An 18551-nucleotide genomic window follows, 5' to 3' on the forward strand; every position below is an offset into this window, starting at 1 on the left:
GATCCGGCCCGCGTCCCTCGCTTACTTGCGCGCCACCCGCGCCACCACCAGCTCGATCAGCTCCGCGATCAGGGGACGGAAGGTGGCCGCGTCGCCGCCCTGCCCCAGCATCACGGTGCGCGTCGTCAGATGGGAGAAAACGGCGTCAAACAGGATTTGCGGCAGGTTGGAAAACGAGGCATCGGGGGCGATGCGGCCTTGCGCGCGCTGCTGTTCCAGCAGGCGCAAAATCAGCGCGTGCCACACTTGCGGGCCGTGCTCGTACCAGGTGAGGCCGACGGCCGGCACGGCGGCCGCGCCCGTGACGACGAGGCGGTAGAAATCCGCGTGGCGGGGGCTGGTGACGACGGCCACCAGTTCATCGAGGATCAGCTGCAAGCCCTGCTCCAGGCCCGCCTGCGCCGTATCGAGCTGGCGCAGCGCGATGATGAAGTCGGCGCACAGGTACTCGACTACCGCCACCAGCAGCTCCTGCTTGCTGCCGAAGTAGCGGTAGGCGGTGGCTTTCGAGCCGCCCGCCTCGGCCACGATGGCGTCCATGCTGACGCCATCGTAGCCCGAGGCGAGAAAAAGGTCCGCCGCCGCCACCAGCAGCTTGCGCCGCCGCTCCTCGCTTCGAGTACTGGGGGAAGCCGGAACGGTGCGCAACTGGGGCATGAAGCAAACTCTTACTGTGTCTTGGGAAGCGCGTATGCTATCACGTAATCCCCCCGGTCCGGGCTCTGGCGGGCGCCGCCGGCCACCACCACGACATACTGGCGCCCCGACTTGGGCGACACATACGTCATCGGCGTGCCTTGCGAGCCGACCGGCATGCGCGCCTTCCACACTTCACGGCCGGTGGCGATATCCATGGCGCGCAGGTAGTAATCCTGCGTGCCCGCATAAAACACGAGGCCGGACGCCGTGCTGACGCCGCCGCCCAGGGTCGGCATGCCCAGCGGGACAGGCAGCCGCGCGCGCACGCCGTTGATGACGGCGTCCTGCACGGTGCCGGCCGGACGCTCCCACACCTTGGTGCGCGTCTTGAGGTCGATGGCGGCGAACACGCCCCACGGCGGGCTTTGGCAAGGAATGCCCAGCGGCGAGTTGAAGGCCTTGTGGTCGATGACGAATGGCGTGCCATCCATCGGATAGGTGCTGCCCACGCCATGGCCCGACGTCAGCTTGGCCACGTCCACCGTCTCGCGCGGCACCAGCTTGACCACCTGCGGCATGCGGATATCGTTGACGAACAGATAGCCGTTGCTTTCATCGACGGCCGCGCCGCCCCAGTTGAAGCCGCCGTAGTAGCCAGGGTAGATCAAGGTCTCTTTCGTGCTGGGCGCCGTGAACTCGCCCTGGTAATTGAGCTTGCGGAAGCTGATGCGGCAGGCCAGCTGGTCGAAGAAGGTGGCGCCCCACATGTCGCGCTCCGTCAGCGTATCCGCGCCGAGGGCCGGCATGCCGGTCGAATACGGCTGCGTTTTCGACACCCAGTCGCCGGCCGCGTGCTCCTGCGGCACGGCTTTTTCGATGACTTCGGCAATCGGCTTGCCGGTGCGGCGGTCCAGCATGAAGATCTGGCCGCGCTTGGTCAGCTGCACCAGCGCCGGGATCTTGCCGCCCTTGCCGTCCGGGACGTCGTACAGGGCCGGTTGCGCGGCCACGTCGTAATCCCAGATATCGTGGTGGACGGTCTGGTAGGTCCAGCGTTCGCGGCCCGTGGCCATGTCGAGGGCGACGATGGCCGATGCGTATTTTTCCGTCAGCGGCGGACGCTTGCCACCCCAGAAGTCCGGCTGCTCATTGCCCGTCGGCAGGTAGACCAGGCCCAGTTCGTCGTCGAACGCGGGCGTGGACCACATGTTCGGCGTGCTGCGCGTGTAGGTCTGCCCTTCCGGCGGCAGCCTGGTGATGGCCGGATTGCCCAGGTCCCAGGCCCAGGCCAGTTCGCCCGTGTCGGCGCTGTAGGCGCGCACGACGCCGGACGGCTCGTCGGTCGAGCGTCCGTCGAACACCCAGCCGCCGAGGATGATCAGGTTGCGCGCGATGGTCGGCGCCGACGTGTAGGCGTAGTACGGCACGTTCATCTTCACCTTGCCGAGGCCGACGGTCAGGTCCACCTCCCCCCTGTCGCCGAAGCCTGCGCACTGCTTGCCCGTCTGCGCGTCGATCGCGATCAGGCGCGCATCCATGGTCACTTGCACGATGCGTTTGGCGCACGCGCCCGCATCAGGCGCGCTGGCCGCCTGCATGCCCTCAAAACGGAACGGCTTTGCCACCTTGGCCGGCTCGTAATAAGCCACGCCGCGGCAGCGGTTCCACGTCTTGGTGTTGGCCGGTTTCGGGTCGAAGGTCCAGCGCTCCTTGCCCGTGTCGGCGTCCAGCGCGATGACCTTGCTCGTCGGCGTGCACGTATAGACGGTGTCGCCGATCTGCAGCGGCGTATTCTGCGACTCGGACGCGCCCTCGGCCAGCTCGCCCGTGCGGTAGCGCCATGCCACTTGCAATTGACCGACGTTGGCCTTGTCGATCTGCGTGTATGGCGCGAAGCGCGTGCCTTTCGGCCCATAGCCATAATGCGCCCAGTTGGCGCTGCCGTCATTGACGGCCGTCACGGCATCCTGCTGCGGCTGCACCGCGGCTTCCTGTACGCCATGCGGCTTGAACATGGCAGCGAAACCGGCGACCAGCAGCACGGCAAACAGGGCCGCGAAGCCGCGCGACTGTCCCGATTGTCCCTGCTGCGGCGCGCTGCCCGCCAGCCACGGATGCACGAGGGCGGCAAGCAGGCCGATGACGAGGAACGGCGCCAGGCGCGGCACCATGGGCCAGAAGGCGAAGCCGATCTCCCATACGGCCCAGATCAGGGTGGCGATGAGCAGCACGGCGACGATGGCGCTGGCCAGCCGTTTGCGGCGCAGATACAGCACGCCGGCGAGAATCAGGCCGAGACCGGCCAGCAGGTAGTACCAGGAACCGCCGAGGGTAATCAGTTCGATGCCGCCCGCCGCCAGGGCCAGGCCGGAGAAGCCGAGAAAAACGCCAAAAACCGTAAGGGCAAGCCGCTTGCCCCTGAAGACAGCCGGGATCGCCGGCGCTCCTTTATTTGCTGAAGTGTCCATTTTTTATCCATGACGCCTCCCCTGCCCAGGCCAACACGCCGGGGATGGCTGATTTTTTAAAGCTACGTAGTGAAACTGTACTGTACGGTTTCATTTTATGCCGATTTTTGACGCAAGGAAAGAAAAATTGATGCGGGTGCTTGATTTTTGGCGCGGATGGCGGATGGACAGGGTGGTCGGATTACGCGCTTGCGCGCGAATCCGGTCTGCCGGACCGCCCGATAGGCGTCGGTTGGATTAGCCCAAAGCGCGTCATCCCCGGACCGCCGGATAAGCGTAGGTTGGATTGGCGCAAGGCGCGTAATCCAACGCGCGCAGACAGTAGACGGTTGTGCTTTTAAAGCTTACCGGTTGAAGCGCCCGAAAACTGCCCAGGACCAGGCGCCGCGTCGAAGACAGTACGAAGAGTACGGCGAGACGCGGCAACAACGCCCTGGGCTTTTTCTCGGCTGTTACAAAGACGCCATATCGATGACGAAGCGGTAGCGCACGTCGCTCTTCACGACGCGCTCGAACGCCTCATTGATATCCTGGATGCGGATGATCTCGATGTCGGACACGATATTGTGCTTGCCGCAGAAATCCAGCATTTCCTGGGTTTCCTTGATCGAGCCGATCATGGAGCCGGACAGGCTGCGGCGCGCACCCACCAGGCCGAAGGCGCTCACGGGCGGCACGGCGCCGTCCGGGATGCCGACGATGACCATGTTGCCATCGACTTTCAGCAGGTTGATGTACTGGTTCCAGTCGATGGACGCGCCCACGGTGCAGATGATCAGGTCGAAGGTGCCGGCCAGCTTGCTGAACGTTTCCGCGTCGTTGGTGGCGTAATAATGGTCGGCGCCCAAACGCAGGCCGTCTTCGCGCTTCGACAGGGTCTGGCTCAGCACCGTCACTTCGGCGCCCATGGCGTGGGCGATCTTCACGCCCATGTGGCCCAGGCCGCCCATGCCCAGGATCGCCACCTGCTTGCCAGGGCCGGCTTTCCAGTGGTTCAGCGGCGAGTACAGGGTGATGCCGGCGCACAGCAGCGGCGCGGCGGCGTCCAGCGGCAGGTTGTCGGGAATCGACAGCACATAGCCTTCCTTGACGACGATGCTGTCCGAATAGCCGCCCTGCGTGGCCGTCTTGCCGTCCGCTTCGACGCCGTTGTAGGTCTGGATCAGGCCTGGCATGTACTGTTCCAGGTCCACGTTGCGCGTCTTGCAGGTGGTGCACGAGTCGACGAAGCAGCCCACTCCCACGTGGTCGCCCACCTTGAACTTGCTGACGTTGGCGCCGACGGCCGTGACGACGCCGGCGATTTCATGGCCGGGCACCATCGGGAAGGCGGCGCCGCCCCATTCGTCGCGCGCCTGGTGGATGTCGGAATGGCACACGCCACAGTATTTGATCGAGATGGCGACGTCGTCTTCGCGCGGGGCGCGGCGTTCGAACGTAAACGGTTGCAGTGCGGAAGTCGGGCCCAGTGCGGCGTAGCCTTTGGCGATGGTGGTCATGAAAACTCCTTGAGTGGTGATACTTGCGGGAACGCGTGCCATGCATGCGATTGCACAAGTGTGCCTCAGATGCCCGCCCGCCGTTACCGCGATCCTGCAAGACCTTTGCACGATCCTCCAAATCTGCGTAAGATCAGCCCCTGCCCTCCCTCGCCTGCCGCATACTGCCAGCCATGCCTACCTTATCCTTGCCCCAAGACGAAATCGCCGCCCTGATCAGCCGCCACGCGCCGCGCACGGGCGACTACGTGACGGCCATCGGCAACCTCACCTTTCACCGCCAGTCCTCGGTCACGGAATCGCTGTTCCATGCGGCGCGCCCCAGCGTGGCCCTCATCGCGCAGGGCGCGAAGGACGTCACCCTGGGCAGCGAAACCTTCCATTACAGCCGCATGCAATATCTGCTGACGTCCGTCGACCTGCCGGTGCAGGTGCGCGTGGTGGAAGCGAGCGAGGAAGCGCCGCACCTGTGCGTGGTGCTGGGCATCGACATCGCCGACGTGGCCGCGCTGCTCGACGGCGAAAGTGGCGGCAGCGGCGCGGCGGCGCAGAAAATCACTGCCGCCACACGCGGCATTTCCGTCAGCGACGTCTCGCCCGAGCTGCTCGATGCCATGCTGCGCCTCGTGCGCCTGCTCGACAAGCCGGAAGAAATCTCCGCGCTGGCGCCGCTGATCCGCCGCGAGCTGACCTTCCGCCTGCTGAATGGCCCCGTCGGCGCGCGCCTGCGCCACATGGCGCTGGCCAGCAGCCAGTCGCACCAGGTGGGGCAAGCCATCGACTGGATCAAGCACCATTACGCGCAGCCGCTGCGCATCGAGCACCTGGCCGGCATGGCGAACATGAGCATGTCCTCGCTGCACCACCACTTCAAGGCGATTACCGCCATGACGCCGATGCAGTACCAGAAGCTGCTGCGCTTGCAGGAAGCGCGGCGGCTGATGCTGGTCGAGCAGATCGACGCCGGCACGGCCGGCTACCGGGTCGGCTACGCCAGCGAATCGCAGTTCAGCCGCGAATACAGCCGCCAGTTCGGCCGCGCGCCCATGCGCGACGTCGGCCTGGTGCGCGCGCAGCTGAGCGGCGCGGGCGCCGGCACGGCTTACTCCAGCTTGCCGTAGCCGCCGCCGCCCGGCGTCTCGATCACGAACACGTCGCCCGCCCGCATGTCGGTCTTGCCGATATGCGCCAGGTGTTCCACCGTGCCGTCCGCGCGCTCCACATAGTTGCGCCCCAGCGCGCCCGCCTCGCCGCCGTCCATGCCGAACGGCGGAATGATGCGGTTGTTCGACAGGATGGCCGCCGTCATCGGTTCGAGGAAGCGCACCCTGCGCACGCCGCCATTGCCGCCATGCCAGCGCCCCGCGCCGCCGGAACCGGCGCGGATGCCGTAGCTGTCCAGGCGCACGGGGAAGCGCCACTCGAGGATTTCCGGGTCCGTCAGGCGCGAATTGGTCATGTTCGTCTGTACCACGTCCGTGCCGTCGAAGCCGGGACCGGCGCCCGAGCCGCCCGATATCGTCTCGTAATACTGGTACTTCTCGCTGCCGAACGTAAAATTGTTCATCGTCCCCTGCGAGGCGGCCATCGCGCCCAGCGCGCCATACAGGGCGTTGGTGATGCAGGTCGAGGTTTCCACATTGCCCGAGACGACGGACGCCGGATACTGCGGGTTGAGCATGGAGCCGGGCGGGATGATCACCGTGAGCGGCTTCAGGCAGCCCGCGTTCAGGGGAATCTCGTCGTCGACCAGGGTGCGGAACACGTACAGCACGGCCGCCATGCAGACGGCGGAAGGCGCGTTGAAGTTGTTTGGCAGCTGGCTTGAGGTGCCCGTGAAGTCGATGATGGCGCTGCGCTGCGCCGCATCGACCCTGATCGCCACCTGTATCCGCGCGCCGTTGTCCAGGTCCAGCGCATACGTGCCGTCCTTCAGGGTGCCGATCACGCGGCGCACGGCTTCCTCGGCGTTGTCCTGCACGTGGTGCATATAACTTTGCACGACATCGAGACCGAAGTGCGCGACCATCTTGTGCAGTTCCTCGGCCCCCTTCTGGTTGGCCGCCACCTGGGCGCGCAGGTCGGCCAGGTTTTGCCGGGGATTGCGCGCCGGCCAGCTGGCGCCCGCCAGCAGGGCCAGCGTTTCATCTTCCGCCATCCGCCCCATGGCGCCGTCGACCAGCTTGAAATTGTCGATCAACACGCCCTCTTCCTCGATGCGCGTGGAATCGGGCGGCATGGAGCCGGGCGTGGTGCCGCCGATGTCCGCATGGTGGCCGCGCGAGCCGACGTAGAACAGGAGGTCCGCGCCTTCTTCATCGAAGACGGGCGAGATCACCGTCACGTCGGGCAAATGCGTGCCGCCGTGGTACGGGTCGTTCAGCATGAACACGTCGCCGGGCCGCATCGCGCCCGCATTGCGCGTCATGACGGTGCGGATGCTCTCGCCCATGGACCCCAGGTGCACGGGCATGTGCGGCGCGTTGGCGATCAGATTGCCTTGCGCGTCGAAGATGGCGCAGCTGAAGTCGAGCCGCTCCTTGATATTGACGGAATGGGCCGTGTTTTGCAGGCGCAGCCCCATCTGCTCGGCGATCGACATGAACAGGTTATTGAAGATTTCCAGCATCACGGGATCAGCTTTTGTCGCTGTTTGCACACCCTTGGCGCGCTGTTCGGGCACGGCGGCCATCCTGCGCAAGATCAAATGGCCGTGCGCCGTGACGCTGGCGCGCCAGCCCGGTTCGATGACGGTGGTGGCGTTGGCGTCGCTGACGATGGCCGGGCCGTCGATGGCATCGCCGGGGCGCAGCGCCGCAGCCGCATACAGGCCGCTTTGGCGCCAGGCGCCGGCGCAGTACATGGCCACCGTCGCCAACGGCGTCAGCTCGCCAATGCGGGCCGCATACGCGGGCGCGGCCGGCTGCGGCGCGCTGGAGGCGCCGATGGCTTCGACGGAAATGGCTTCGACGATCAGCGCGCGCGCCGGCATCAGGAAGGAAAAACGTTTTTTATACGCCGCCTCGAACTGCGCCTGCATGCTGGCCAGCGTATCGAACAGCACGACGAGGGCCGAATCCGTGCCCTCGTAGCGCAGGTGCACGCGATGCACGAGCGCGATGCGGTCCGCATCCACGCCCTGGCGCAGCAGGTCGTCGCGCGCCTGCGCGCCCAATGTCGCGAAATGGCGCGCCAGGTCGGCCCCCAGTTTCGCTTCGATGGCTTTTTCGCGCATGGCGCTCTGGTCGGCCAGGCCCATGCCATAGGCCGACATCACGCCCGCCAGGGTATGGATGAAGACCGTGCGCATGCCCAGCGCGTCGGCCACCAGGCAGGCGTGCTGGCCGCCCGCGCCGCCAAAGCTGGTCAGGGTGTATTCGGTGACGTCGTGGCCGCGCTGCACGGAAATCTGCTTGATGGCGTTGGCCATGTTGCCGACCGCGATGGCGATATAGCCTTCGGCCACCTGTTCCGGCGTCGAGTTCACCGTGCGCGCCAGCGCCTCGAACTGGGCGCGCACGGTGGCCACGTCCAGCGTCTCGTTGGCGTCGGGGCCGAAGACGCGGGGGAAATGCGCGGGCTGCAGCTTGCCCAGCATGACGTTGCAGTCGGTGACGGCCAGCGGGCCGCCGCGCCGGTAGCTGGCGGGGCCGGGGTTGGCGCCCGCGCTGTCCGGCCCCACCTTGTAGCGGGCGCCGTCGAAATGCAGGATGGAGCCGCCGCCGGCGGCCACCGTGTGGATGCTCATCATGGGCGCGCGCATGTGCACGCCGGCGATCTGCGTCTCGAACACGCGTTCGAACTCGCCCGCATAGTGCGACACGTCGGTGGACGTGCCGCCCATGTCGAAGCCGATCACCTTGTCGAAACCGGCTAGAGCGCTGGCGCGCACCATGCCGACGATGCCGCCGGCGGGACCGGACAGGATGCTGTCCTTGCCCTGGAAGGCGCGCGCGTCCGTCAAGCCGCCGTTCGACTGCATGAATTGCAGGTGCACGCCGGGCAGTTCCTGCGCCAGCTGGTCCACATAGCGGCGCAAAATGGGCGACAGGTAGGCGTCGACCACCGTCGTGTCGCCGCGCGCCACCAGTTTCATCATGGGGCTGACCTCGTGCGACACGGACACCTGCGTAAAGCCGGCCGCGCGCGCCAGCTGCGCCAGCCGCGCCTCGTGCGCGTGATGGCGGTAGCCATGCATCAGCACGATCGCGATGGCGCGCAGGCCGCGCGCATGGGCGTCTTCCAGCGCCGCCTGCGCGGCCGCCTCGTCGAGCGCCTCCACCACCTCGCCGTGGGCGCCCACGCGTTCATTGATCTCGATCACTTCGCCATACAGCAGTTCCGGCAGGATGATCTGGCGCGCGAACAGTTGCGGACGGTTCTGGTAAGCGATGCGCAAGGCATCGCGAAAGCCCCGCGTGATGGCCAGCACGGTCGGCTCGCCCTTGCGCTCGAGCAGCGCGTTGGTGGCCACCGTCGTGCCCATCTTGATGGCCCCCACCTGCTCCACGGGCAGCGGCGCAGCGGGCGCAAGTCCCATCAGGTGGCGCATGCCGGCCAGCGCCGCGTCGCGGTACTGGCCTGGGTTTTCCGACAGCAGCTTGTGCGTGGCCAGGCTGCCGTCGGGACGGCGCGCCACGATGTCCGTAAAGGTGCCGCCCCGGTCGATCCAGAATTGCCAATCCATGTGCCGCGCCTCCGCCAATGATGATGACTATGTGAGATGGCTATTGTAGCCGCACAATTTGCGCCGCACTTCAGGCGTGCGCACCTTGCCTTCCGCGTGGATCGGCCTTATGTTGACAGCATACTGACTAAGGAAGCCCCCATGACACTGATCGACTCCGCCACCCCGCTGTACGCCATCGCCGACATCCGCGCCATCGAGCAGGCCGCCGCGCAAGACTTGCCGCAAGGTGCCTTGATGCAGCGCGCCGGCCAGGCCGCCGCCAGTGCCGCCCTGAAGCTGCTGCACGCGCAGGAAGACGCCGCCAGCGCGGGCCACATGCGCGTGCTCGTGCTGGCCGGTCCCGGCGACAATGGCGGCGACGCGCTGGAAGCGGCGGCGCACCTGGCCGGCAGCGGCATCGAGGTGCTGGTGTGGCTGGCGCCCGAGGCGCAAGCCACGTCGCCGGAACGCGAAGTGGCCCTGAGCCGCGCCCGCAACAGCGCCGCGCGCTTCATGGACGCCGGCACCAGCACGGCCTCGGCGGCCGTCGGCGCGGCGCCATGGGACCTGGTCATCGACGGCCTGTTCGGCATCGGCGCGACGCGTCCCCTGGCGGGCGAATGCCGCGAGGTGGCGCAGCTGGTCAACAATCTCGATTGCCCCGTGCTGGCGCTCGACGTGCCCAGCGGCCTGCACGCGGACACGGGCGCCATCGACGGCGTGGCCATCCGCGCCACGCACACGCTCACCTTCATCGGCGACAAGCCCGGCCTGCATACGGCGAACGGCCGCGACGTCGCGGGCGAAGTGGAAGTGGCGTCGCTGGCCATCGCCCCCGCCCCGCTGCCGCCCGCCAAAGCCCAGCTGAGCGGCCTGCACCTGTTCGCCCGCCATCTGCTGCCGCGCCGGCAAAACACGCACAAGGGCAGCTACGGCAGCGTGGCCATCATCGGCGGCGCGCAAGGCATGGCCGGCGCGCCTGTCCTGTCGGCCCGCACGGCCCTGCATGCGGGCGCGGGCAGAGTCGTCGTCGCCTTCCCCGAGACGCCGCCCGCCTTCGACAGCGGCCAGCCGGAGCTGATGTGCCGCCGCGCGCAGGACGTGGATTTCTCGGGCTTTCACTTTGCCGCGCTGGTGGCGGGCCCCGGCCTGGGCGAGCAGGCCGACACGGTGGAATTGCTGCAGCGCGCGTTCGACAGCGACAGTCCGCTGCTGCTCGACGCCGATGCGCTGAACCTGATGGCGGCCGAACCGGAACTGCAATCGGCGCTGGCCCTGCGCGCGGGCGCGACGATACTCACGCCGCATCCGCTGGAAGCGGCGCGCCTGCTCGACATGACGGTGGCCGAAGTGCAGGCCGACCGCCTGGGCGCGGCGCGCCAGCTGGCGGCGCAGCTGGGCGTCATCGTCGTGTTAAAAGGTTCGGGCACGGTGATCGCCGCGCAGGATGGCGGCGTGGTGATCAACAATACGGGCGGCCCCGCGCTGGCCACGGCCGGCACGGGCGACGTCCTGGCAGGCTTGTGCGGCAGCCTGCTGGCGCAGGGCTGGCCCGAATGGGAAGCGGCCGTCGGCGCCGTCTGGCTGCACGGCGCGGCCGCCGATGCGCTGGTGGCGTCCGGCAGTGGCCCTATCGGCCTGACGGCCGGGGAGTTGATCCCGGCGATACGCAAGCTGATCAATGCCTTGTCGGCATAAGCATGCGGCACTGGGGCGTTGGATTACGCTGCGCTAATCCAAGCTACGGCAAAGCAAGCAGGCCGGATTAACGGCACGCGTAATCCGACAACCACCGGCAATCACACCAGCCGACCCGCCGCAATGGTGATCGTGCGGCCGCAGCGCGCCGCGATCGAGCTGTCATGCGTAACCAGCACCAGGGTCGAGCCGCGTTCGCGGTTCAGCTCGAACATCAGCTGGATCACGGCTTCGCCCGTGGCGGCATCGAGGCTGCCCGTCGGTTCATCGGCAAACAGCAGCGGCGGCTCCGTCACAAACGCGCGTGCCAGCGCCACGCGCTGCTGCTCGCCGCCGGACAGGTATTTCGGATAGTGCTTCAAGCGGCTGCCCAGGTTGACCCGGCCCAGCATCGCTTGCGCCTTCTCCTTCGCGTCCGGGTCGCCGCGCAATTCCAGCGGCAGCATGACGTTTTCCAGCGCCGTCAGGTGCGCCAGCAGCTGGAACGACTGGAACACGAAACCGAGCTTTTCCTTGCGAAAACCGGCGCGGCCGTCTTCGTCGAGGGCGAAGATATCGGTGCCGTCGAGCATGACCTTGCCCTCGCTGGGCGTATCCAGGCCGGCCAATAAACCCAGCAAGGTGGACTTGCCGGACCCGGAGGCGCCGACGATGGCCAGCGTCTCGGCCGTTTGCACGGTAAAATCGACGCGGTGCAGGATGGTCAGCTCGCCATCGGCATCGGGTACGCGCTTGGCCAGCTGGACCACTTCGATGGCCGGCTGGCCGTTTTGGCTGTTGGTTGCGGCAGGCCGCTGGGCAGCTGCTTCGGACGGAAGGAAATTGGTGGAAGTCGCTTTAGGGAATTCGGGCATGCTGATCTATCTTAAAAAAATTCGTGAACAAATAAAGGTCAACGCCAGTGGCGATGCGAGCGTGAAAGCGCTCCACCGCACGCGGCGGCGCACCCTCTCCTTGCTTCCTGCGGCAGCCCTGCTCCTGGTGGCAGGCATGGCGAACGCCTATTCTGCACCAAAAACGCTGCTGGTGCTCGGCGACAGCCTGTCGGCCGAGTATGGACTGGCGCGCGGCACGGGCTGGGTGGCGCTGCTGGAACAGCGGCTGAAAGCGCAAAAGAACGATACGCGCGTCGTCAACGCCAGCATCAGCGGCGAGACCACGAGCGGCGGACGGGTGCGCCTGCCCGCCCTGCTGACGAAGCACCAGCCCGACGTCGTGCTGATCGAGCTGGGCGCCAACGACGGCTTGCGCGGCTTGCCCGTGGCGGCGGCCGAGGCGAATCTGCGCGCCATGGGCGAAGCGGCCAGGAAAGCTGGCGCACAAGTGGTACTGGTGGGCATGCGCATGCCGCCCAATTATGGGCGCGCCTATGGCGAGCAGTTTTATGGCGTGTACGGCAAGCTGGCGCGGGAATGGAAGGCGCCGCTCGTGCCGTTCATGTTCGAAGGCATCGCCGACCAGCCGCAGCTGTTCCAGGCCGACCGCATGCATCCGAATGCGCAGGCCCATCCGGCCATCCTGAAAAACATCTGGCCGCAGCTGGCGCCGTTGCTGAAAGCCAAGTAAGCAGCCCATGCAGCGAACACCTGATAAAACGGTCGCGAGCGGAAGTGCATGGTGGATGAGAAGCGGCGCCGTGCTTTGCTCGGGGCCGCCAAGGCGGTGAGCATCGCCAGACCCAAGTCACGACGCGCAGTAAGTTTTAGCTGGCGCTCAAAAAAAATAGCCGCTCGAGAGCGGCTATTTTCATGCCTGGAAGCCCAATCTTATGGCGCTTCCGGTGCGGCGGCTGGGGCGGTGACCGGTTTGACGATCTTCACCTTGGCCTTGTTTTTCAGGTACTCGACGTAATCGAACATTTCCTGCTGCGCCAGGATGCCGCTGATCTGGTCTTTCTCTTGCTGGCGGCGCGCAGCATCGACTTGCGCTGGCTGCTGCACCTTGGCGATGCGGTAGATGCCGTAGCCCAGGGCTGGCAGGTCCACGCCCACATAGGCTGGCAGCTTGCTCGTATCGGCCTTCATGACTTGCGCGATGGCGGCGCGGTTGATGCCGTCGAGCTTGCTACGCGAGACCCACTGTGCGGCGCCGAAGCCGGTCGCGTCGCCCGACGCTTTCAGCGCGGCCAGTTTGGTTTCGCCGGCTTTCTTCGCCAGTTTTTCCGCTTCTTCCATCGTCACGCGCTGACGGATCATCGCTTCGACTTCGGCCAGCGGACGCTTCGATGCTGGCTTGAATTCGATCACGCGGCCGGCGATCAGCGTATTCGGCGCCACTTCCACGGCTTCCGTATTGCGTTTTTCTTTCAGCGAATCGTTGGAGAAAATCGCCTTCAGGAACTTGACGTTGTTGAACGGCGCATTGCCCAGGGCCGGCGACGGCGTGCGCGACAGGTTGGCGGCGCTTTCCACTTTCAGTTTCAGCTTGTCGGCCACCGGCTTCAGGCTGTCCGATTGCTCGTACACGGTGTTGGTGAAGGTTTCCGCCATTTCCGAGTACTTCTTCGCGGCGAACTGCTTGCGCAGGTCGGCCGTGATTTCGCCGCGTACTTCGTCCAGCGATTTCACGTGCTGCGGCTTGAGCGAGGTCACGGTCAGGATGTGATAGCCGAAATCGGAAGCGACGACGTCGCTGATTTCACCTTGCTTGAGCTTGAAGATGGCCGCTTCGACTGGACCAGGCAAGGCGCCCTTGGCCACGACGTCGAGGTCGCCGCCGAGTTCGGCAGAGGCCGGGTCTTCCGACTTGGCCTTGGCCACGGCGGCAAAGCTTGCAGGCGCCTGGCGCACTTCGGCCAGGATGGCTTCGGCCTTGGCCTTGGCGGCAGCCTTGTCGGCGGCGGAAGCGTCCTTCTTGACGGCCAACAGGATGTGGCTGGCGCGGCGCGCTTCTTCGCTGGTGTAGGCTTTCTGGTTCTTCGCGTAGTAGCTGGCCACGTCCGCGTCGCTGACATCGACCTGTTCGCCGGCAGCCGTGCCATCGAGCACGACGTATTCGACTTTGGCTTGTTCCGGGATTTCGAAGAACTTGCTGTTCTTGTCGTAGAACGCTTTCACCATGGCGTCCGTGACCTTCACTTCCGGCACGAACTGGGCGATCGGCAACAGCAGTTCCTGCACTTCACGCTCTTCCGAGGTGATGTCCGACAGGCGCTTGGATACGGTGTTCGGGGCGAAGGCCGTGCCTTGCACGGCGCCGGCCAGTTGCTGCAGGGCCAGGTCGCTGCGGCGGCGCGCATCGTACATCTGCGGCGTCATGCCCTGGGCAGCCAGCATGGCCTTGTAGCGTTCGAGGTCGAACTTACCGTCTGGCAAGGTCAGGCCGGGAATCTCCAGCACTTCCTTTTGCAGCACGGCATCGCTGATGACCAGGTGGCTGCGGCCCACTTCGGCGGCCACGGCACGTTCGGCGATCAGGTTGTCGAGAATGCTCTTGCGCGCTTCCGGCGTGTCGAACATTTTCTGGTCGAACTGCTCGCCCATCATCTGGCGATAGCGGTCGATATGCTGGCGTTGCGCTTCTTCATATTGCTGCTGCGTGATCACCTGATCGCCGACCTTGGCGATGGTGTTCGCGCCGTCGCCGAAGCTTTGGTAGCCGCTGATACCGACCAGTGCAAAAGACGGGACGATGACCAGCATCAAGAGAAACTGCATCAAGCGTCGATGGGTACGAATAAATTCAAACATGGTCAGCCAATTCGGGATGAGTGGATCACTATAAAAAAAGGCGAACATGCGTTCGCCTTGATTTCTTCGGCGGAATGGACGGGACAGATGTCCACTTCCCCTTTAGATTCAACAACTTGGCGCTGGAACTAAAGCAGGATTCTGACGCCCAAGCCATTATCTCCTGATTCTACAATGCCCATAGCGCTATAGCAAGAGTAAATCAGGACCCGCGCCCTGCCCCGGCGCCGCATGCTGCGCCGCAAAACGGCGGATGTGCTGCAAGGCGGACAAGGCGCCAGCCTGGACATTAAACCCGGCAAAGCTTAAAGGGGATTTAAATACCCGCGCCGGCCATTTAAAAACGGCAGGCGGGGAATTGAAAATGCAGAGGCGCAAAGATAATCGCGCGCATAAAAGAAAAACCCGCGCTGCTTATTCAGCAGCGCGGGTTTCTATATTCTGGCGGAGCGGACGGGACTCGAACCCGCGACCCCCGACGTGACAGGCCGGTATTCTAACCAACTGAACTACCACTCCTTGAGAGCGTATTTTTTTGGCGGAGCGGACGGGACTCGAACCCGCGACCTCCGACGTGACAGGCCGGCATTCTAACCAACTGAACTACCACTCCGAAAAATACACAGTACTACTTGCATTTGCATCCAGGATCGTCATTCGAGGAACGTCGATCCTGAAATCGCGGCACCCGGAGGCGCCGCCAAATGTTTCCGGTGATTGTCACCTCACCGAAGTCCGTTAGTTTACAGCATCCTTCAAAGCTTTACCAGCTTTAAATTTTGGAACTTTTGCAGCTTCGATCGTGATCGCTTCTTTGGTACGCGGATTGCGGCCGGTACGCTCAGCGCGTTCGCTGACCGAGAAGGTACCGAAACCAACCAGCGTCACGCTGTCGTTGTTTTTCAAAGTTTCCGTCACGCCGCCGATAACAGCGTCGAGTGCGCGCGCAGCGGCGGCTTTGGAAATGTCAGCTTTTTCAGCAATGTGGTCGATCAATTCAGTCTTGTTCACTAGCATCCCCAATTACAAAGGTATAAAACGTTTACCGTATCGTTGCGGCACTTTTGGCACCACAGCTGTCCGGCGAAAAAAATGTGCAGGCGTATTAAACAAGCCACACTGTATATGTGTCAAGCGCTTTGGGGGCGCAATTCACGTTTCAATATAAAACAAGCGCTCTAAAAGCGCTTGTTTGGGGAAAAACAGGGTAAAACGTTAGTGTTTTACTACCTCGCCGGCCGCATCAGGCTTCGCCGCGGCGGCCGTGACGGCCTCCACTGCGGCCACTTCGGTCAGCGCTTCAGGCATGCGTTCGAGGGCAATTTCCAGCACTTTGTCGATCCAGCGCACCGGCACGATCTCCAGCTTGTTCTTGACGTTGTCCGGAATTTCGGCCAGGTCTTTCACGTTCTGCTCTGGAATCAGGACCGTCTTGATGCCGCCGCGATGGGCCGCCAGCAGCTTCTCTTTCAGGCCGCCGATCGGCAATACTTCGCCGCGCAAGGTGATCTCGCCCGTCATCGCCACGTCGGCTCGCACGGGGATGCCAGTGAAGACCGACACCATCGCCACCGTCATGGCCGCGCCAGCCGAAGGACCGTCCTTCGGTGTCGCGCCTTCCGGCACGTGGATATGGATGTCGCTCTTCTCGAACACGTCCGGCTTGATGCCCAGGCGCGCGGAACGGCTGCGCACAACGGTGCGGGCCGCCTCGATCGATTCCTTCATGACGTCGCCCAGGGTGCCCGTACGGATGACATTGCCCTTGCCCGGCATCGACACGGCTTCGATGGTCAGCAGATCGCCGCCCACTTCCGTCCATGCCAGACCGACCACCTGGCCTACCTGGTTTTCCTTCTCCGCGACGCCGAAATCGTAGCGGCGCACGCCGAGGAACTTGTCCAGGTTCTTCGAGTTGACGATGACTTTCTTGTCGGACTTCTTCAGCAGCAGCATCTTGACCACCTTGCGGCAGATCTTCGACACTTCGCGCTCGAGCGAACGCACGCCGGCTTCCCGCGTGTAGTAGCGGATGATGTCGCGCAGCGCCGATTCGGCCACCGAAATTTCGTCTTCCTTCAAGCCATTGTTCTTGATCTGCTTCGGCAGCAAATAACGCTGCGCGATGCTGGTCTTCTCGTCTTCCGTGTAACCGGACAGGCGGATCACTTCCATGCGGTCGAGCAAGGCTGGCGGAATATTGTACGAGTTCGACGTCGCCACGAACATCACGTCCGAGAGGTCGAAATCGACTTCGATGTAATGGTCGGAGAACGTGTGGTTCTGTTCCGGATCGAGCACTTCCAGCAGGGCCGACGAGGGATCGCCACGGAAATCGGCGCCCATCTTGTCGACTTCATCGAGCAGGAACAGAGGATTGCGCACGCCGACTTTCGACAGCGATTGCAGGATCTTGCCCGGCATCGAGCCGATGTAGGTGCGGCGATGGCCGCGGATTTCCGCTTCGTCGCGCACGCCGCCCAGGGCCATGCGCACGAACTTGCGGTTCGTCGCGCGGGCGATGGACTGGCCCAGCGAGGTCTTGCCGACGCCCGGAGGGCCGACGAAGCACAGGATGGGCGCTTTCAGCTTGTCGACGCGCTGTTGCACCGCGAGGTACTCGAGGATGCGTTCCTTGACCTTGTCGAGGCCGTAGTGGTCGCCCTCGAGCACTTTTTCCGCATTCGACAGGTCGTTATTGACCTTGGATTTCTTTTTCCACGGTAAATTGACGAGCGTGTCGATGTAGTTGCGCACGACGGTGGCTTCGGCCGACATCGGCGACATCAGCTTGAGTTTTTTCAGCTCGTTGGTGGCCTTGTCGAGCGCTTCCTTCGGCATCTTGGCCGAAGCGACTTTTTTCTCCAGCTCGTCGAGGTCGGCACCATCCTCGCCCTCGCCCAGTTCCTTCTGGATCGCCTTGACTTGCTCGTTCAGGTAGTACTCGCGCTGCGATTTTTCCATCTGGCGCTTGACGCGGCCACGGATGCGTTTTTCCACCTGCAGGATGTCAAGCTCGCCTTCGAGCTGGCCCAACAGATGCTCGAGGCGCTTGGCCACGCTGAAAATTTCCAGGATGACTTGTTTTTGCTCAAGCTTCAGCGGCAGATGCGCAGCCACCGTGTCGGCCAGGCGGCCGGCATCGTCGATGCCCGACAGCGATGCGAGGATTTCCGGCGGGATTTTTTTGTTCAGTTTGACGTACTGGTCGAACTGCTGCACGATCGCGCGGCGCATGGCTTCGACTTCCGACTCGTCGCCCGGCTCGGATTCGAGCGGCGTCAGGTCGGCGATGAAGTGCGTCGGCGCATCGCTGATATGGTTGATACGGGCACGCTGCGCACCCTCGACCAGCACCTTGACGGTGCCGTCGGGCAGCTTGAGCATTTGCAGAATATTGGCAACGCAGCCAATTTCATAGATATCCGAAGGCGATGGCTCGTCCTTCGCGGCTGCTTTTTGAGCGGCAAGCATGATGCTCTTGCCCTGCTCCATCGCAGCTTCCAGCGCCTTGATCGACTTTGGACGGCCAACGAACAGCGGTATCACCATATGCGGGAAAACGACGACATCCCGCAACGGCAATAACGGCAGTTGAGTTTGCTCAGTTAATTTGGAAGTTGTCATGGCGTACCTTATAGAAAGCGTGTTTACGATGTTGGCGCTCGCTGCCAAAACACAAGACCGGCGAGAATAAATAATTCTGTGAAACAAACATTTTGTTCATTTCGCAAAACACACCCGCATGACTGTAACAAGTGCAGTTGTAACAGTAAAAAAGCCACGCGCAGCTAAGCGCCGCGAGTGGCTTTCCGATTGAAGCCTGCACTCATTGATTTAAATTGTACTGCCATGCATTAAGGAATCAAAACCCTTTTTATGCATTTGT

General features: G+C 63.9%; 11 protein-coding genes and 2 tRNA genes. 3 read left to right on the forward strand and 10 right to left on the reverse strand.

Translation table 11 applies throughout. From position 1 onward, the window contains the following. Positions 1 to 21: 21 nt before the first annotated feature. The 3 genes from O0880_RS13105 to O0880_RS13115 all read right to left on the reverse strand — a co-directional run bounded on the left by O0880_RS13105 (position 22) and on the right by O0880_RS13115 (position 4606). Positions 22 to 657, reverse strand: a complete 636-nt coding sequence (locus tag O0880_RS13105) for a TetR/AcrR family transcriptional regulator (RefSeq protein ID WP_083411822.1) — start codon at positions 655 to 657, stop codon at positions 22 to 24. A gap of 11 nt (positions 658 to 668) precedes the next feature. Beyond that, positions 669 to 3107 (reverse strand): membrane-bound PQQ-dependent dehydrogenase, glucose/quinate/shikimate family, encoded by a 2439-nt coding sequence (locus tag O0880_RS13110; protein WP_289886838.1) that lies wholly within the window; start codon positions 3105 to 3107, stop codon positions 669 to 671. 452 nt (positions 3108 to 3559) lie between these two features. Further along, positions 3560 to 4606 carry an NAD(P)-dependent alcohol dehydrogenase gene (locus tag O0880_RS13115; protein WP_071323754.1) on the reverse strand — a complete coding sequence of 349 codons (1047 nt, stop codon included), beginning with the start codon at positions 4604 to 4606 and terminating at the stop codon, positions 3560 to 3562. Between the two features lie 173 nt (positions 4607 to 4779). On the opposite strand from O0880_RS13115, the gene O0880_RS13120 reads away from it, so the two are divergent. Then, positions 4780 to 5727: an AraC family transcriptional regulator gene (locus tag O0880_RS13120; RefSeq protein ID WP_289886839.1), complete on the forward strand. Its 948-nt coding sequence runs from the start codon at positions 4780 to 4782 to the stop codon at positions 5725 to 5727. Here O0880_RS13120 and O0880_RS13125 read toward each other — a convergent pair. After that, positions 5709 to 9293 (reverse strand): hydantoinase B/oxoprolinase family protein, encoded by a 3585-nt coding sequence (locus O0880_RS13125; RefSeq protein WP_289886841.1) that lies wholly within the window; start codon positions 9291 to 9293, stop codon positions 5709 to 5711. The two genes, O0880_RS13120 and O0880_RS13125, sit on opposite strands and share 19 nt — an antisense overlap. Positions 9294 to 9434: 141 nt before the next feature. Between O0880_RS13125 and O0880_RS13130 the strand changes: the two genes are divergently transcribed. Further along, positions 9435 to 10973 (forward strand): NAD(P)H-hydrate dehydratase, encoded by a 1539-nt coding sequence (locus O0880_RS13130; RefSeq protein WP_289886842.1) that lies wholly within the window; start codon positions 9435 to 9437, stop codon positions 10971 to 10973. Positions 10974 to 11074: 101 nt separating this feature from the next. Here O0880_RS13130 and O0880_RS13135 read toward each other — a convergent pair whose 3' ends face one another. After that, positions 11075 to 11722: an ABC transporter ATP-binding protein gene (locus O0880_RS13135; protein ID WP_251349224.1), complete on the reverse strand. Its 648-nt coding sequence runs from the start codon at positions 11720 to 11722 to the stop codon at positions 11075 to 11077. Between the two features lie 103 nt (positions 11723 to 11825). On the opposite strand from O0880_RS13135, the gene O0880_RS13140 reads away from it, so the two are divergent. Next, positions 11826 to 12539: an arylesterase gene (locus O0880_RS13140; RefSeq protein ID WP_289886843.1), complete on the forward strand. Its 714-nt coding sequence runs from the start codon at positions 11826 to 11828 to the stop codon at positions 12537 to 12539. Between the two features lie 200 nt (positions 12540 to 12739). On the opposite strand, the gene O0880_RS13145 is transcribed toward O0880_RS13140, so the two are convergent. The 5 genes from O0880_RS13145 to lon form a co-directional block, all read right to left on the reverse strand. Then, the gene (locus O0880_RS13145; RefSeq protein ID WP_289886844.1) at positions 12740 to 14662 is read right to left on the reverse strand and encodes a SurA N-terminal domain-containing protein; all 1923 of its coding nucleotides are present in this window, start codon (positions 14660 to 14662) and stop codon (positions 12740 to 12742) included. Positions 14663 to 15104: 442 nt separating this feature from the next. After that, positions 15105 to 15181: transfer RNA gene (locus O0880_RS13150), tRNA-Asp, on the reverse strand. A 17-nt stretch (positions 15182 to 15198) separates the two neighbouring features. Continuing rightward, positions 15199 to 15275 (reverse strand) — tRNA-Asp (locus tag O0880_RS13155). 125 nt (positions 15276 to 15400) lie between these two features. Continuing rightward, on the reverse strand, positions 15401 to 15673 hold the full coding sequence (locus O0880_RS13160) for an HU family DNA-binding protein (protein ID WP_010398442.1): 273 nt from the start codon (positions 15671 to 15673) through the stop codon (positions 15401 to 15403). 204 nt (positions 15674 to 15877) lie between these two features. Further along, positions 15878 to 18289 carry an endopeptidase La gene (lon, locus tag O0880_RS13165; RefSeq protein WP_071323759.1) on the reverse strand — a complete coding sequence of 804 codons (2412 nt, stop codon included), beginning with the start codon at positions 18287 to 18289 and terminating at the stop codon, positions 15878 to 15880. Positions 18290 to 18551: the final 262 nt, after the last annotated feature.

Source organism: Janthinobacterium sp. SUN118, from assembly GCF_030397695.1.
Classification (GTDB): Bacteria; Pseudomonadota; Gammaproteobacteria; order Burkholderiales; family Burkholderiaceae_D; genus Janthinobacterium.

Excerpts from the sequence above, each read along its gene's own strand:
- O0880_RS13105 (WP_083411822.1), bottom strand. The coding sequence starts at position 657 with ATGCCCCAGTTGCGCACCGTTCCGGCTTCCCCCAGTACTCGAAGCGAG.
- O0880_RS13110 (WP_289886838.1), bottom strand. The coding sequence starts at position 3,107 with ATGGACACTTCAGCAAATAAAGGAGCGCCGGCGATCCCGGCTGTCTTC.
- O0880_RS13115 (WP_071323754.1), bottom strand. The coding sequence starts at position 4,606 with ATGACCACCATCGCCAAAGGCTACGCCGCACTGGGCCCGACTTCCGCA.
- O0880_RS13120 (WP_289886839.1), top strand. The coding sequence starts at position 4,780 with ATGCCTACCTTATCCTTGCCCCAAGACGAAATCGCCGCCCTGATCAGC.
- O0880_RS13125 (WP_289886841.1), bottom strand. The coding sequence starts at position 9,293 with ATGGATTGGCAATTCTGGATCGACCGGGGCGGCACCTTTACGGACATC.
- O0880_RS13130 (WP_289886842.1), top strand. The coding sequence starts at position 9,435 with ATGACACTGATCGACTCCGCCACCCCGCTGTACGCCATCGCCGACATC.
- O0880_RS13140 (WP_289886843.1), top strand. The coding sequence starts at position 11,826 with ATGCTGATCTATCTTAAAAAAATTCGTGAACAAATAAAGGTCAACGCC.
- O0880_RS13145 (WP_289886844.1), bottom strand. The coding sequence starts at position 14,662 with ATGTTTGAATTTATTCGTACCCATCGACGCTTGATGCAGTTTCTCTTG.
- lon (WP_071323759.1), bottom strand. The coding sequence starts at position 18,289 with ATGACAACTTCCAAATTAACTGAGCAAACTCAACTGCCGTTATTGCCG.